A 13,138-nucleotide genomic window follows, 5' to 3' on the forward strand; every position below is an offset into this window, starting at 1 on the left:
CTCGCCGCTACGGCGCTTTGCCTAGCGGCGAGACGGCGGTCGTTTCGGTCGCGGTTTTCAACCGGCTGGTGATGACCGACGCAAGAATGATCAAGGCGCCGCCGACCAACATGCGAGCGGTGGGTTGTTCATCGAACAACCACCAGGCAAAGGCGATGCCGTAGACCGGCTCCAGCGCGAAGATCACCGCGGTGGTGCGTGCCTTCAACACCTTCAGGCTCGCCACGAACAGGCTGTGTGCCAGGCCTGTACAGAGCACGCCGAGCAGTGCCAACCACAGCCAGTCCATCGCCGGGACGGCCGGCAGCGACGACCATGAGAAGGGTAGGAAGCACAGCAGGACGGTACCGTTCTGCCAGAGCGCGGCCTGCACCGGGTCGACGCCGCGAGTGACCGCTCGGTTGAGCAACGACAGTACGGCGAACAGGAACCCCGAGAGAATGCCGTAGACCAGACCCAAGGTGCTTTGGCTAGCAAGGTCGAACTGCGGGGTGACCAGCAGCAGCCCGAGGCAGACCAGCGCAACCATGCCGAATTCCACCGGCCGGGTGCGCTCGCGAAACAGCATGCCTTCGAGCAGTACGGTGAAGGCGGGGAAACTGGCGAACCCCAGCGTGGCAATGCCGACGCCGGCCACCTTTACCGCCAGGAAGAAGGTCAGCCAGTGGGCGCCGAGCAGTAGCCCGCCGAGCAGCAGGCCAACGCGCTGACGCAAGCTCGCGCGCGCGCGGGTACTGCGTAGCAGCTGACCGGCCACGATCAGCGCCGCCACAGCGAAGCCGGCTCGGCCGAGGGCGATGATCAAGGGTGTGCTGGTCGCCAGTTTGCCGAAAATGCCTGACAACCCGAACATCAGCGCACCGAAGTGAATCGCCAGCAAGGCGTTGCGATGGGTCATGCTCTGGCTTCCGGTGCGGCTCGGTGGCGTCGAGCGCGGACAGCCGATAGATCGATTGGAAACATAGGAGCCTCACGACGAGATGCCTCGTGGCATCGATGATTGCGGTGAGTGCCCATGCTACGGAGCGTGAAGCGATCAGTCTGTCGCGTCACTCTCGCGGTTTGTCGTGCGCCTCGCGTCGGACCCCGCGCGGCGTGGTCCCGAATTCACGGGCAAGGGCGGCGGTGAAGGCGCTTTGTGACGCATAGCCGACACGCGCCGCGATCTCACCGACCGTCAGCTGGGTGCTCAACAGCAGCGCCCGGCCCTGATGCAGGCGCCGCAGCCGAATGAATTCCTGAGGGGTTTGCCCTGTTTCACTGGCGAATCGGGCGTGGAAACGCCCTACGGAGAGGCCTGCCAGTCGTGCCAGATCCCGCACTTCGAGCGGGTGCGCCAGATGCCGGTCGACGTGGTCGCGAAGCGCGGCCAGCGGCAGCGGGCGATGCCAGTCTGCCGGCTCGCAGCCGCTGGCAAGGCTGGCCAAAAGCAGGGCGGCGCCTTGTTCGTTGATGATCGGATCATTGATCGGGCTGGCGGCGAGCCAGCCGACCAGCTGGCTTTGCATGGGATTCAGATGCAACGCCGCGCTTTGCTCCAGCAAGTGCTGAGCGGAGTCGACGTGATGGCCGAGGCGCTGCTGCAACCAGTCGCCGTCCGGAACATCCAGCACCAGACACATGCTCCCGTCAGGGCTGCCGCAGGCGTGGCGCGCATCGCTGGGCACGACGGCGAGGAATTGCTGCTGGATACGACTGCCCCGGCCCTCGATTTCGAAGTCCAGGCGCCCGCGCAAACCGAACACCAGCTGCGTGTGGTGATGGCTGTGGATGATCTGGTCGTGGTTGTAATGACGCAGGGACAGGATGGGCGACATGGTGTTCTCGGGCTGTATGCGGACGGCGGCCAGAGCCAAGGGTATTACATGATGACCTTGTCGCGCAGTTTGTCGGCAGCCTGGTTGAGCGCCTGGATGACGCGTTCCTTGTCGAAGTTCTGCACACCGTTGGTGTCCAGGTACATGGAGAAGCCTGGCAGCTCGTGCTCGACGAAGCTGCTGGTCGCGCCGAGATCGCGGCGAAAATCCACGACCTGGTAGATCTGCACCGGCCGGGAGAAGCCCTTGACCGTGATCTGGCCATTGTCACGGCACATGATGACGTCTTTGACCAGCGAATAGGTTTCGTGGGAAATCAGAATCTCGCCGGCCTCGGCGGAGCTTTCCAGGCGGCTGGCCAGATTCACTTCGCGACCGATGATTGTGTAGTCCATGCGGGTATCGGCGCCGAAGTTCCCGACCGTGCAGTAGCCGGTGTTGATGCCCATGCGGATTTCCATCGGTTTGGTGATGCCCTGGGCGCGCCATTGCTGACGCAGCACCTTCATGTGCTTGCGCATGGCGATGGCCATGGACACCGCCGCGACGGCATCCTTCTTGGCGCCCTGGCTCGCGGGGTCGCCGAAGAACACCATCACGCAGTCACCGACGAACTTGTCGATGGTGCCACCGTATTTGAGGGTGATCTTCGACATTTCGTTGAGGTAGTTGTTGAGCAGATCGGTAAGGGCTTCGGCTTCCAGTTCTTCGGAGAGCTCGGTGAAGCCCTTGATGTCGGAGAAGAATACGGTGAGTTTCTTGCGCTGGGTTTCCAACCGGACGCTGCGCTTGCCGGAGAAGATCGACTCCCACACCTGGGGTGACAGGTATTTGGCGAGGTTGCGGGCCAGACGTGCGGCTTTGGCTTGCTCGGCTTCGATTTCACGGCGCGCTTGCGCCAGTCGTTCGCCCTGCTGATGCACGTAGTAGGCCGTGATGCAGACGTACAGCGTGCTGAACAGGATGCTGACGGCGGCCACCAGCGGAGGGGTCGAGAGATCGAAACGCAGCGGTACCAGCAGGCTGGTCAGCCCCATGCCGCCGGCAACCAGCAGCGCCGTCATCAACAGGTGGCGCAAACTGCCGATGACCAGCGCGCTGAAGCCGAGCGTCAGCAGGAACATCAGGCTGGGCACCAGATTCCAGCCGAGCAGCACGATGCCGGCGCCTGCGTTCAGGGCGTCGAGAGAGAGCAGGATTTGCGACGTTCGTTCCGGGTGCTCCCGCTTGAAGCGATAGCTCAGGTGGTAGGCGAAGTGCGGATAGAGCAGGGTGTAGGGCACCATCCACAACAGATCGAGCGCGAACTCCTGCGTGTAGACACCGGCGGCAAGTGTGGCGGCACAGCTCAGATAGGCTAGAACCCGGGCGTAGTATTCGCGCAGTGGGCGAGTCGCGAGCCCGTTTCGCCGTTCACCGGTCACGGTTGGCATGGTGATTAACAGTCCCTGAAAGATTCCACCGCTCTAGGATGCACATTCGAGCCGAGCGCGCATTGTGCGGTGCTGGCCGGTGATCATAACCAAGTCACCGCCAATGCGCCAAACCACCCATCTCAATCCGTGACCAGGCGCGTTAAACGGTTGAATAACGGGCGTTTTGGTTAAAAACGGATCTTGCCAGTGAGCATGTCCTTGAGCATCACCCAGTCGCCCAGGAAGCTGTACAGCGGATACTGAAAGGTCGCCGGGCGGTTTTTTTCAAAAATGAAATGTCCGACCCAGGCGAACCCGTATCCGGCCAGCGGCACGGCGAGCAGCCAGAGCCATTGCTGGGTGACCAACGCGTAACCAAGTATGGCCAGCACCAGCAGGCTACCGATGTAGTGCAGACGACGGCAGACGGGGTTGCTGTGTTCGGCCAGATAGAACGGGTAGAAATCAGCGAATTTCGTAAAGCGTTCGGCGGCGTGTGTGCTCATGTTGCACCTCTTGTTGTGACGAGCTTGCAGTCTAGGTCCATCGGCTGCTTCTGGCCATGTGGTCAACGCGACCGCTGGACCAGCGCCTCGCCGATGGGCGATCCGTTTCGGCGCGGGGGTGCTGGAACTTGTGCTGCGGCTTGGCGCCTTAATGTTCAACTGCGCGAAACGGTGGCATGCTTTTGCCGCTTTGCCTTCCCTCCCTATTGTTAGGACGCCCGACTTTGGCCAGTAGCCTGCTCGCCCTGATTGATGACATCGCGACCGTTCTGGATGACGTCTCCGTCATGACCAAAGTCGCCGCGAAGAAAACCGCAGGTGTACTTGGCGACGATCTGGCGCTCAACGCACAACAGGTCACCGGCGTAAAGGCTGACCGTGAGCTGCCGGTTGTATGGGCGGTTGCCAAGGGCTCACTGCGGAACAAGCTGATCCTGGTGCCGGCCGCGTTGTTGATCAGTGCGTTCGTTCCCAGGGCCGTCACGCCGCTGCTGATGCTCGGTGGTGCTTTTCTCTGCTTCGAGGGCTTCGAGAAGCTCGCCCACCGTTTCATGCATCGTGATGAGGACGCTCATGCCCGGCAGCTCGATGCCTTGTCCGATCCGGCCGTTGATATGGTGGCGTTCGAGCGGGACAAGATCAGCGGCGCGGTGCGCACCGATTTCATCCTGTCGGCCGAAATCATCGCCATTACGCTGGGCACGGTGGCCACGGCGTCGTTCGTCGAGCAGCTCGTGGTGCTTGCTGGAATCGCCCTCATCATGACGATCGGCGTGTATGGCGTGGTGGCCGGCATCGTCAAACTGGATGACGCCGGTCTGGCCCTGAGCAAGAGCGCCAATGCCGCAGGGCAGCGGATCGGACGCGGTATCCTGGTCGTCGCCCCGTGGCTGATGAAATCCCTGTCGGTGGTGGGCACCGCTGCCATGTTCATGGTGGGCGGCGGCATCCTGACTCACGGGATCAAGGCTATTCACCAGCTCATCGAGAGCAGCGCCGAGCACACGCTAGCGCTGCCTTACTTCGGCTCGGTACTGGCCGGGCTGGTGCCGACGGTGCTCGACGCCGCTTTCGGCATTCTTGCCGGCGGGCTGGTCTTCGCAGCCGTTACGCTCGGCGCTCGGTTGTTCAAACGCAACGGCTAGGCAGCACAGCTGGCCGGTTTTCCCGCAGCGATACGCGAATCTGGCAGATCGGTGCGGGCACCCAGAGGGTCATCACAGGAGGCAGACGGTGGACGCATTCATGCAGGCGGCAATCGATGAGGCGAACAAAGGGCTGGCCGAAGGCGGCATCCCGATCGGCTCGGTCATCGTTCATCAAGGGCGAATCATCGGCCGAGGCCATAATCGGCGGGTGCAGCAAGGTAGCGCTGTGCTGCACGGGGAGATGGACGCCTTCGAGAATGCCGGCCGGCAACCCGCGAGCGTCTATGCCGACTCGGTGCTCTACACCACTCTGTCACCCTGTTCGATGTGCAGCGGCGCCATACTTCTCTACGGCATCCCCAAGGTCGTGATCGGCGAGAACCAGACCTTCATGGGCGAGGAACAACTGCTGCGTGATCGCGGGGTGGAGATCGACGTGCTGCAGGACACGACCTGCATCGAGCTGATGCGCGGTTTCATCGCGCAGCGCCCCGAGCTGTGGAACGAAGACATCGGCGAAGTCTAACGTCGCTCAGTGGCGCCAGAACGAAGGCGTCAGCATGACCAGCACGGTGATGATTTCCAGGCGACCGAGCAGCATGCCGAGCGACAGCAGCCACTTGGCCGAGTCCGGCAAGGTCGAGAAATTGCCCGCTGGCCCGATGATGGGACCCAAGCCCGGGCCAACGTTGCACACGGCGGTCGCTGCCGCGGTCAGTGCCGTCAGCATGTCCAGCCCCAGAAGTGCGAGCGCGAGGGCCAGCGCGCCGATGGTAATGGTGAAAAAGAACGAGAATGTCAGGATCGACCGAACGATTTCTTCGTCGAGCGCATGGCGGTTGTACTGTTGCTTGATGACCGCGCGAGGGTGTACCAGCTGCGCCAGGTTGGCACGCAGCAACGAGTAGGCCACCTGGAAGCGAAAGATCTTCAGGCCGCCTGAGGTCGAGCCGGAGCAGCCACCGATGAAGGTCAGGTAGAAGAACGCCAGTACCGCAAACTCTCCCCACTGGGTGTAATCGCCCAGCGCGAAGCCGGTCGTGGTGACCACCGAGACCACGTTCAGCGACACGATGCGCAGCGCATCGAGGAAGCCGTAATCGGAGTTGAGCGTCAGCCAGATGGCGAATGCGATGCACATTGCAAACAGCATCGCGATAAAGCCTTGCACCTGTTGGTCGTGGAACAGCGCGTAGCGATTTCCCCGTACCGTGGACACCATCAGAATGAATGGCAATCCGCCCAGCAACATGAAGACCACCGCCGTCCAGTGCGCAGCGGGCGAGAACTTGCCCATGGAGCTGTCCGTGGTGGAGTAGCCGCCAGTGGAAATGGTGGTCATGGCGTGGTTGATGGCCTCGAAGGGCGTCATGCCGCTGAGCCAGTAGCAGATACCGCAGAGCAAGGTGAGGGCGAGGTAAACGAGCAGGATCGATTTGGCCATCACGTGCGAGCGAGGCATCGCCTTTTGCGACCAGTCCGACGACTCGGTCTGGAACAGGCGCATCCCACCGATGCGCAGCAACGGCAGAATCGCAACCGCCATCCCGATAAAGCCGATGCCACCGAGCCACTGGAGCATCGATCGCCACATCAGCAGCCCCGGCGATGCCGTGTCCAGGCCCGATAGAACGGTCGATCCGGTGGTGGTGATCCCCGACATGGTCTCGAAGAACGCATTGGTGTAGCTGATGTGGTGAATCAACATCATCGGCAGCGCGGCGAAGCAGCAGACCACTACCCAGCTGACCGTGGTCAGGAAATACATGTCGCGCGGACGCAACTGAGCCAGCTCGGGGCGGCCCGGAGCAACCAGCGCGATGCCGGAGCTGAAGGTGATCAGGCTGGCCCAGAGAAACGCCTGGAGGTCGTCGGTGCGATCGAATGCGAACAGCGTGATCATGGGAATGACCATGCTGACAGCGAGAGTGATCAGGAAGATGCCGAGTATGAAACCGATAATGCGCAGCGTCGGCAAGGCCATTTTTGATTGATGCTCGGCTCGAAAAATGAGGTCGCCATTCTACCCCTGTGACGGCGGCAGTAAACCGGCGATCGGCCTGACGAAAAATCTTTCGCGACGGACCGGTCGGGCTCTTCCCAAGTTCGCCGCGATGAATAGAATAGCCGCCCGGTGCCGGCCCTTTGCCGGTTTCTCGGTATTCATCTCCCCATGTCGATCGACAATCCCTGCCTCACGTGCGGCGCTTGCTGCGCGTACTTTCGTGTGTCTTTTTTCTGGGGCGAATGCGCCTCCTCCGGCGGCACCGTTCCGGATGCCGCGACCGTTCAGGTCAGCCCTTTTCATGTCGCGATGCTGGGGACCGAATCCAAGCCTGCACGTTGCGTTGCGCTGATGGGGGACGTCGGCTGCGGGGTGCGCTGCACGATGTACGAACAGCGCTCGAGCTCCTGCCGCGAGTTCGAGGCGTCCTGGGCCGATGGTCAGCACAACGCGCGCTGCGATGCGGCACGTGCGGCCCATGGCTTGCCTCCGCTGACGCCGCCGCTGGAGCCGCAGGTCTCGCCCGATCGGGTGGCCTGACGCCTAGCAGCCTGGATACAGCGTCATTGATTGCCAAACGAACGCGCCGGCGTCCTAGAATGTCGGATTCGTTTTTGGAGGTTGTCGATGGATGCTCTCGAACTGTTGCTAAACCGCGTCTCCGTCACACGGCTCGTGGATCCCGCACCGACCGCTGCCCAGCTGGACGTGCTGCTTCGCGCCGCGTTGCGCGCGCCGGATCATGGCCAGCTTCGGCCCTGGCGTTTCCTGACCGTCGAAGGCGACGCGCGGGGACGCCTGGGAGAGGTGTTTGCCGAGGCGCTTCGCCTACGTGAGCCTGACGTAACCGAAGAGGCCTTGGCCAAGCCGCGCAAGATGCCGCTGCGGGCGCCGATGGTACTGATCGTGATCGCCCAGGTATTGCCGCATCCGAAGATCCCGGCTTCCGAACAGGTGCTTGCGGTTGCCTGCGCAGCGCACGGCATATTGCTGGCGGCACATGCGCAGGGGCTCGGGGCTGTCTGGCGAACCGGCGACTATGCCTATGATCGGCACGTGGCGCAGCGGTTGGGCTTGGCCGACAACGAGCAAGTGGTGGGTTTCATCTACCTCGGGACCCCGGAAGGCGACTTGCGCACACCGCCAGCGTTGAATCCTCGCTCATACGTCACGCGCTGGGACGGCAGCCAGTAGCGGCGGTCACTCCAGGCGAGGGAGGGCGATACGGGTCGGGATCAGCGGCAGTTTCAAGCAGGCAACGAAGCCGCCCGCCGGGTGATTGCTCAGCAGCAGTTCGCCGCCGTGCCGTTCGGCGGCGCGACGGGCGATGGCCAGCCCCAATCCGTGGCCGGCCGTGGTTTGCCCGGGCGCACGGAAGAAGGGTTCGCTCAGGCGCGCAAGATGCTCGTCATCGACGCCCGGTCCGTGGTCGCGGATGCTCAGGAGCAACCAATCGCCATCCTTTCGGGCGCCAAGCTCGATCGGTTCGCCCTCGGGGTTGAAGCGCAAGGCGTTGCGCAGCAGGTTGTCCAGTGCCCGCTCCAGCATGTCCGGCCAGCCGCGCAGTGCGATATCGGCGTCCATTCGGGTTTCGATGCGCTGGGAGGGCGCGACGATACGTGCGTTCTCCTCCAACTGGTCGAACATCGCCGGCAGGTCCACGGTCGCGGCAGCGCCGGGGTCGGCATCCAGACGCGCCAGTTGCAAGATCTCGCTGATCAGCGCTTCCAGGCGATCACACTCCTTGGCCAGACGCGGCCAGATGACTTCACGTTCCGTTGGGGTGGCCCGCTCGGCCAGCGCGAGGGCGATACGGAGGCGCGCCAGTGGCGAGCGCAGCTCGTGAGAAACGTCGCGCAACAGCTGCCTCTGGCTGTTGATCAGGCTTTGCAGCCGCGCACCCATACGGTTGAAATCCCGAGCCAGGACGCCGAGCTCGTCGCGTCGGTTGGCCAGGCGCGCCAGTGAGTTCTGCTGGTACGTGGTCTGCCCCAGGTCGTGGACGGCACCGCGGAGGCGATCAAGGGGGCGAGTGATGGACAAGGTGAGCAGCAAACTGAAGCCGGTCAGCACGACCAGCGCGATCCCGATCGCGCTCAACGGCCAGAACAGGCTGCCGCGATGCCACGCTTGCAGTTCGGAGTTGGGGATACGGTAGATGAACAGATAGGTCTCGCCCGAGACGGGGCTGGTGTAGTCGGTCGTCAGCCGGCGCCAGGGCAAGCCTTCGTCACGATTCTGCTGACGTGCCTCGAAGGCCGCGGCGCGCGCCGGAAAGGTACCGCGAATGGCGGGTTGGCCGTTCTCGGCAAGAACCTGCACATCAATGTGGAAGCGGCGACGGTGCTGTTCGAGCAGAAATTGCGCAGCGATGGGGCCGTGGCGCTCGTAGACCTGGGTCCAGATTTCCGCCAGATTCCGCACTCCGGGGTGGCGATTGATGATCCAGCTGTCCTGATTCAGTGCGTGCCCGAGCAGCACGGCGAGGCCCGCTACCAGTGCGATGGCAAGCCAGAATGTCGCCAGAATGCGCCAGAACAGTGATCGCACCGGTCAGCTCTCCAAGGCAAAGCCCGAACGGCGCTGCATCCTGCAGCGCGGGTCGGGCGGGGTGATGTACAAGGGTTTGGCGATCAGTTCTGCTGGTCGCGCTCGGCTTTCCATTGCTGGAACTCGGCACGTTCGGCTCGCTTGGCTTCCATTTTCTTATACATCTCGTCGAACTGCTTCTGTTGTTCAGGCTTGAGCAGGTCACGCATCTGCTTGTGGGTTTTTGCCTGGCTACTGGCTAGCTCATCTTGCATCGCTTTGCGCTCGGCTTTGGGCAGTTTGTCCAGGTAGCGCTGGGTGATTTCGCGATGGGCCTGCATTTGCTCGCCCATCAGCTTGCGCATCTGGCTTTGCTGCTCCTTGGTCAGGTCGAGCTGCTCGAATGGCGTATGCCCGCCATGGTGCCGTTGGCCGTCACCGGGCATGGCCATGGCGACGGCGGGAAGGGTAGCGGCAAACAGCAGGGCGATCAGTGTCTTGCGCATCATGGTTTCTCCTGTGCATGAGGGCCGATCCCAGAAGGCCTGACGGTTCTGGCGTTGATCGGATGAGCACAGTCTATGGCGGGCAAGGTCAAGCGCGGTCAGTGCAGGGTAAAGGCTGGGTAAAGGCGCTCAGGATGCGTAGAGGTACCCGCGGCTGCGGAGTGCGACGATGCGAGGGCGGCCGTCGGGATGCGGGCCGAGCTTGCGCCGCAGGTTGCTGACGTGCATGTCGAGGCTGCGGTCGTACAGGGTCAGCTTGCGTCCCAGGGCCAGCTGCGCCAGGGCTTGCTTGTCGAGCGGTTCGCCGGGCTGGCTGAGCAACGCTTCCAGGATGCGTCCCTCGGACAATGTCAGGGTCACTTCGTGCTCGCCGACGCTGGCGACACCGCGCGCCGGGCTGTAGCACAGATCGCCCAGTTCCAGCTGGGTCGGTGCGCTCGCCGGTTGGCTGCGTCGTAGCACCGCGCGCAGCCGGGCGGTGAGTTCGCGCGGATCGCATGGCTTGGCCAGATAGTCATCGGCGCCCAGCTCCAGGCCAAGGATGCGATCCAGCGGCTCGCCGCGGCCTGAAAGCATCAACACGGGCAGGTCGGGATGTTCACTGCGTAGCTGCTTGAGCAACTCGAGGCCACTGCCATCGGGCAGCATTACATCGAGCACCACCGCCGCCGGTTGGTGCTCGGCCAATGCGGCGCGTGCGCTGCGTCCGTCATGGCAGGCGTGGGCGACGAATCCTTCCTGCGCCAGCCAGCTCACCAGCAGCTCGCAAAGTTCTTCATCGTCGTCGATCAGTAGCAGTTCGCTCATGCTCTCGCTCGTACTTGTCTTAATTCAGCCATTGCCGACGCCGGCGACCCCGCGTGGTCAGCACGCCGAGCAGAAACCCAAGCACGCCAACGCCTCCGCCCACGGCGAACCACTGTTGCTGGTCGTTCAGCAGGGGCGGCTGGACCTTCGGTTGCCCCTGTTGCAGCTGCATGCGCAGCCGATGGTTCTCCTGGCGCAGATGCGACAACTGGGCCCGCTCGGCATCGGTGACCGCCGTCTCGAGGCGGCCGCTCGGCGCGTCGCGTTGCGCCTCTTCTTCGAGCAGGGGTTGCTTCAGTTCGTCCTGTTGTTCGAGGGGTGGGGCGATCGACTCTTCGTTGGCTTGCGCGGATGCCAGAGCAAGACTCAGGACAAGCATCAGGAACAGCGAACCTTGGCGCATCGGAACTCCTTTTTCCTCACGGCCGCCGAGCGGCGGCCTGACCATAGCTGTAGCGTTGGCGATTGATTCAGGGAAACACTCGCTTGAAGGGTTTGACCACCACCTCGCCGTAGACGCCGGCGGCTTTGTATGGGTCGGCCGCGGCCCAGGCTTCGGCGGCTTGCAGGGAGTCGAACTCCGCGACCACCAGGCTGCCGCTAAAGCCGGCTTCGCCTGGGTCGTTGCTGTCGATCGCTGGATGTGGGCCGGCCAGCACCATGCGGCCTTCAGTTTTCAGCTGCTCAAGACGCGCCAGGTGGGCCGGACGGGCGGCCAGGCGGTTCTGCAGCGAGCCGGGTACGTCGGTAGCGATGATGGCGTAAAGCATGTTGCCTCCTAGGATTGTTCAGGTGCAGGGCGCACGTGACGGGCGAGGTAAACCGCCTGGCCCGCCATGAAAAGCAGTGTCAGGCCGAGGCTGCCGAAGACCTTGAAGTCGACCCAGATGGACGGGTAGACGAAGGCCACGAACAGGTTGGCGAAACCACAGACGAGAAAGAACAGGATCCACGCCACGTTCAGTTGCGCCCATTGCTTGGGCTCCAACTGCACGGCATGGCCGATCATGCGTTGGACAAGCGGCTTATCGCCGATGAAATGGCTGCCGAAAAACGCCAGCGCGAATATCCAGTTCAGCACCGGCGCCTTCCATTTGAGAATGGTCTCGCTGTGCAGGGCCAGCGTCAGCCCGCCGAACAGCAGGCAAGCGCCCAAGGTCAGCCATTGGCTTTTTTCCAGGCGACGCTGGTGGATGAACAGTCCCGCATAGACGATCACCGAGCTGACGATGAGCACAGCGGTGGCATTGAAGACACCTCCGACAGTGACGCTCAGGTCGGCCACTTCGAAGGTTCTTGGCTCGAGTTTGTAGGTCACGAAGAACAGCAGCAGCGGGATGAAGTCGATTATTTGTTTCACGAGAGAGAGCCAGAAGCGGTGAGTGGCCGGCATAATAACAAACCGTGCTCTTGGCAGAATGCCATACGCCGGTGAATTCGGGGACGTGGCGCAAGCTTTGACGAGGTGAATGACGGCACGAGTGCTGACCCTGAGGGTCACAACCGTAAGTCGCCAACCTCCTGGAGAATAGGTCGGAATGATTGTTGATCTGCATTGCCACAGCACGGCTTCCGATGGCGTCTTGGCGCCCGAAGCGCTGGTCGAGCGGGCACATGCGCGGGGTATCGAGATGCTGGCGTTGACCGACCACGACACGCTGGAAGGTCTCGATGCCGCTCGTGCCAAGGCAGATTCGTTGGGTATCCGGCTGATCAACGGCATCGAACTGTCCTGCGTCTGGAGCGGCGCCACCGTGCATATCCTGGGCTATGCCTTCCGTCCGGATGCGGCGCCTCTGCAGGCGGCCATCGAGGCACTGCGCGACGGCCGCTGGCTGCGTGCCGAATTGATTGCCCAGCGTCTGGCGGCGAAAGGGATGCCGGGCGCACTGGAAGGCGCGCGCGCTATCCAGCAGGAGCTGGGCGATAGTGGCAACGCCCCGGCGCGGCCACATTTCGCGGAATTCCTGGTGCGTGCCGGACATGTACGTGACCGTGCCGAAGCGTTTCGCAAGTGGCTTGGCTCGGGCAAGCTCGGCGACGTGAAGCAGCATTGGCCGAGTCTCGAGCAAACCGTGACGACGTTGCGCAGCGCCGGCGCCTGGATCAGCCTGGCGCACCCTTGGCAATATGACCTCACGCGCAGCAAACGGCGCCGCCTGGTCACCGAATTCGCCGAGGCGGGTGGGCACGCGTTGGAAGTGGTCAATGGTATGCAGCCGCTGGAGCAGGTTGGCGGTCTGTCGATTCTGACGCGCGAGTTCGGCTTGATGGCCAGCGTCGGAAGCGATTTCCACGCGCCCGGTGACTGGTCTGAGCTGGGGATGTACCGGAGCTTGCCAGAAGATTTGCAGCCTGTATGGAGGCATTTCGATCATGAACCATGCGAGTCTGTTGCCCGCTGA

The 13,138-nt window shown here is 62.8% G+C and carries 16 protein-coding genes; 5 read left to right on the plus strand and 11 right to left on the minus strand.

The genetic code is table 11. The annotated features are described in order from the left end of the window. Positions 1-7 precede the first annotated feature (7 nt). The 4 genes from KVO92_RS19595 to KVO92_RS19610 all read right to left on the minus strand — a co-directional run bounded on the left by KVO92_RS19595 (position 8) and on the right by KVO92_RS19610 (position 3,738). Complete coding sequence (locus KVO92_RS19595) at positions 8-898, minus strand: DMT family transporter (RefSeq protein WP_217477174.1); 891 nt, start codon at positions 896-898, stop codon at positions 8-10. A gap of 151 nt (positions 899-1,049) precedes the next feature. After that, positions 1,050-1,817: an AraC family transcriptional regulator gene (locus KVO92_RS19600; protein ID WP_217477175.1), complete on the minus strand. Its 768-nt coding sequence runs from the start codon at positions 1,815-1,817 to the stop codon at positions 1,050-1,052. A 44-nt stretch (positions 1,818-1,861) separates the two neighbouring features. Beyond that, positions 1,862-3,250: an adenylate/guanylate cyclase domain-containing protein gene (locus tag KVO92_RS19605; protein ID WP_217477176.1), complete on the minus strand. Its 1,389-nt coding sequence runs from the start codon at positions 3,248-3,250 to the stop codon at positions 1,862-1,864. A gap of 170 nt (positions 3,251-3,420) precedes the next feature. After that, complete coding sequence (locus KVO92_RS19610) at positions 3,421-3,738, minus strand: Mpo1-like protein (protein WP_217477177.1); 318 nt, start codon at positions 3,736-3,738, stop codon at positions 3,421-3,423. Positions 3,739-3,962: 224 nt separating this feature from the next. On the opposite strand from KVO92_RS19610, the gene KVO92_RS19615 reads away from it, so the two are divergent. Together KVO92_RS19615 and KVO92_RS19620 are read left to right on the plus strand one after the other, a co-directional pair. Further along, positions 3,963-4,883: a DUF808 domain-containing protein gene (locus KVO92_RS19615; RefSeq protein ID WP_217477310.1), complete on the plus strand. Its 921-nt coding sequence runs from the start codon at positions 3,963-3,965 to the stop codon at positions 4,881-4,883. An 88-nt stretch (positions 4,884-4,971) separates the two neighbouring features. Then, positions 4,972-5,412, plus strand: a complete 441-nt coding sequence (locus tag KVO92_RS19620) for a nucleoside deaminase (protein ID WP_217477178.1) — start codon at positions 4,972-4,974, stop codon at positions 5,410-5,412. A 6-nt stretch (positions 5,413-5,418) separates the two neighbouring features. Here KVO92_RS19620 and KVO92_RS19625 read toward each other — a convergent pair whose 3' ends face one another. Then, positions 5,419-6,870 carry a TrkH family potassium uptake protein gene (locus tag KVO92_RS19625; protein ID WP_217477179.1) on the minus strand — a complete coding sequence of 484 codons (1,452 nt, stop codon included), beginning with the start codon at positions 6,868-6,870 and terminating at the stop codon, positions 5,419-5,421. Between the two features lie 189 nt (positions 6,871-7,059). Between KVO92_RS19625 and KVO92_RS19630 the strand changes: the two genes are divergently transcribed. Both KVO92_RS19630 and KVO92_RS19635 read left to right on the plus strand, forming a co-directional pair. Further along, positions 7,060-7,431 (plus strand): YkgJ family cysteine cluster protein, encoded by a 372-nt coding sequence (locus tag KVO92_RS19630; RefSeq protein WP_217477180.1) that lies wholly within the window; start codon positions 7,060-7,062, stop codon positions 7,429-7,431. Positions 7,432-7,518: 87 nt separating this feature from the next. Then, positions 7,519-8,085 carry a nitroreductase family protein gene (locus KVO92_RS19635; RefSeq protein WP_217477181.1) on the plus strand — a complete coding sequence of 189 codons (567 nt, stop codon included), beginning with the start codon at positions 7,519-7,521 and terminating at the stop codon, positions 8,083-8,085. 6 nt (positions 8,086-8,091) lie between these two features. Here KVO92_RS19635 and KVO92_RS19640 read toward each other — a convergent pair whose 3' ends face one another. The 6 genes from KVO92_RS19640 to ispZ form a co-directional block, all read right to left on the minus strand. Then, positions 8,092-9,441: a sensor histidine kinase gene (locus tag KVO92_RS19640; protein ID WP_217477182.1), complete on the minus strand. Its 1,350-nt coding sequence runs from the start codon at positions 9,439-9,441 to the stop codon at positions 8,092-8,094. Between the two features lie 83 nt (positions 9,442-9,524). Then, positions 9,525-9,926 carry a Spy/CpxP family protein refolding chaperone gene (locus tag KVO92_RS19645; protein ID WP_217477311.1) on the minus strand — a complete coding sequence of 134 codons (402 nt, stop codon included), beginning with the start codon at positions 9,924-9,926 and terminating at the stop codon, positions 9,525-9,527. A 129-nt stretch (positions 9,927-10,055) separates the two neighbouring features. After that, positions 10,056-10,733, minus strand: a complete 678-nt coding sequence (locus tag KVO92_RS19650) for a response regulator transcription factor (RefSeq protein ID WP_217477183.1) — start codon at positions 10,731-10,733, stop codon at positions 10,056-10,058. A gap of 19 nt (positions 10,734-10,752) precedes the next feature. Continuing rightward, on the minus strand, positions 10,753-11,136 hold the full coding sequence (locus tag KVO92_RS19655; protein WP_217477184.1) for a hypothetical protein: 384 nt from the start codon (positions 11,134-11,136) through the stop codon (positions 10,753-10,755). Positions 11,137-11,203: 67 nt separating this feature from the next. Then, positions 11,204-11,503, minus strand: coding sequence for a YciI family protein (locus tag KVO92_RS19660; protein WP_217477185.1), 300 nt, complete (start codon positions 11,501-11,503; stop codon positions 11,204-11,206). Between the two features lie 8 nt (positions 11,504-11,511). Beyond that, complete coding sequence (ispZ, locus tag KVO92_RS19665) at positions 11,512-12,093, minus strand: septation protein IspZ (RefSeq protein ID WP_217477186.1); 582 nt, start codon at positions 12,091-12,093, stop codon at positions 11,512-11,514. Positions 12,094-12,271: 178 nt separating this feature from the next. On the opposite strand from ispZ, the gene KVO92_RS19670 reads away from it, so the two are divergent. Further along, complete coding sequence (locus KVO92_RS19670; protein ID WP_217477187.1) at positions 12,272-13,138, plus strand: PHP domain-containing protein; 867 nt, start codon at positions 12,272-12,274, stop codon at positions 13,136-13,138.

The sequence above is a fragment of the Stutzerimonas stutzeri genome (genome assembly GCF_019090095.1).
Taxonomy (GTDB): domain Bacteria; phylum Pseudomonadota; class Gammaproteobacteria; order Pseudomonadales; family Pseudomonadaceae; genus Stutzerimonas; species Stutzerimonas stutzeri_AN.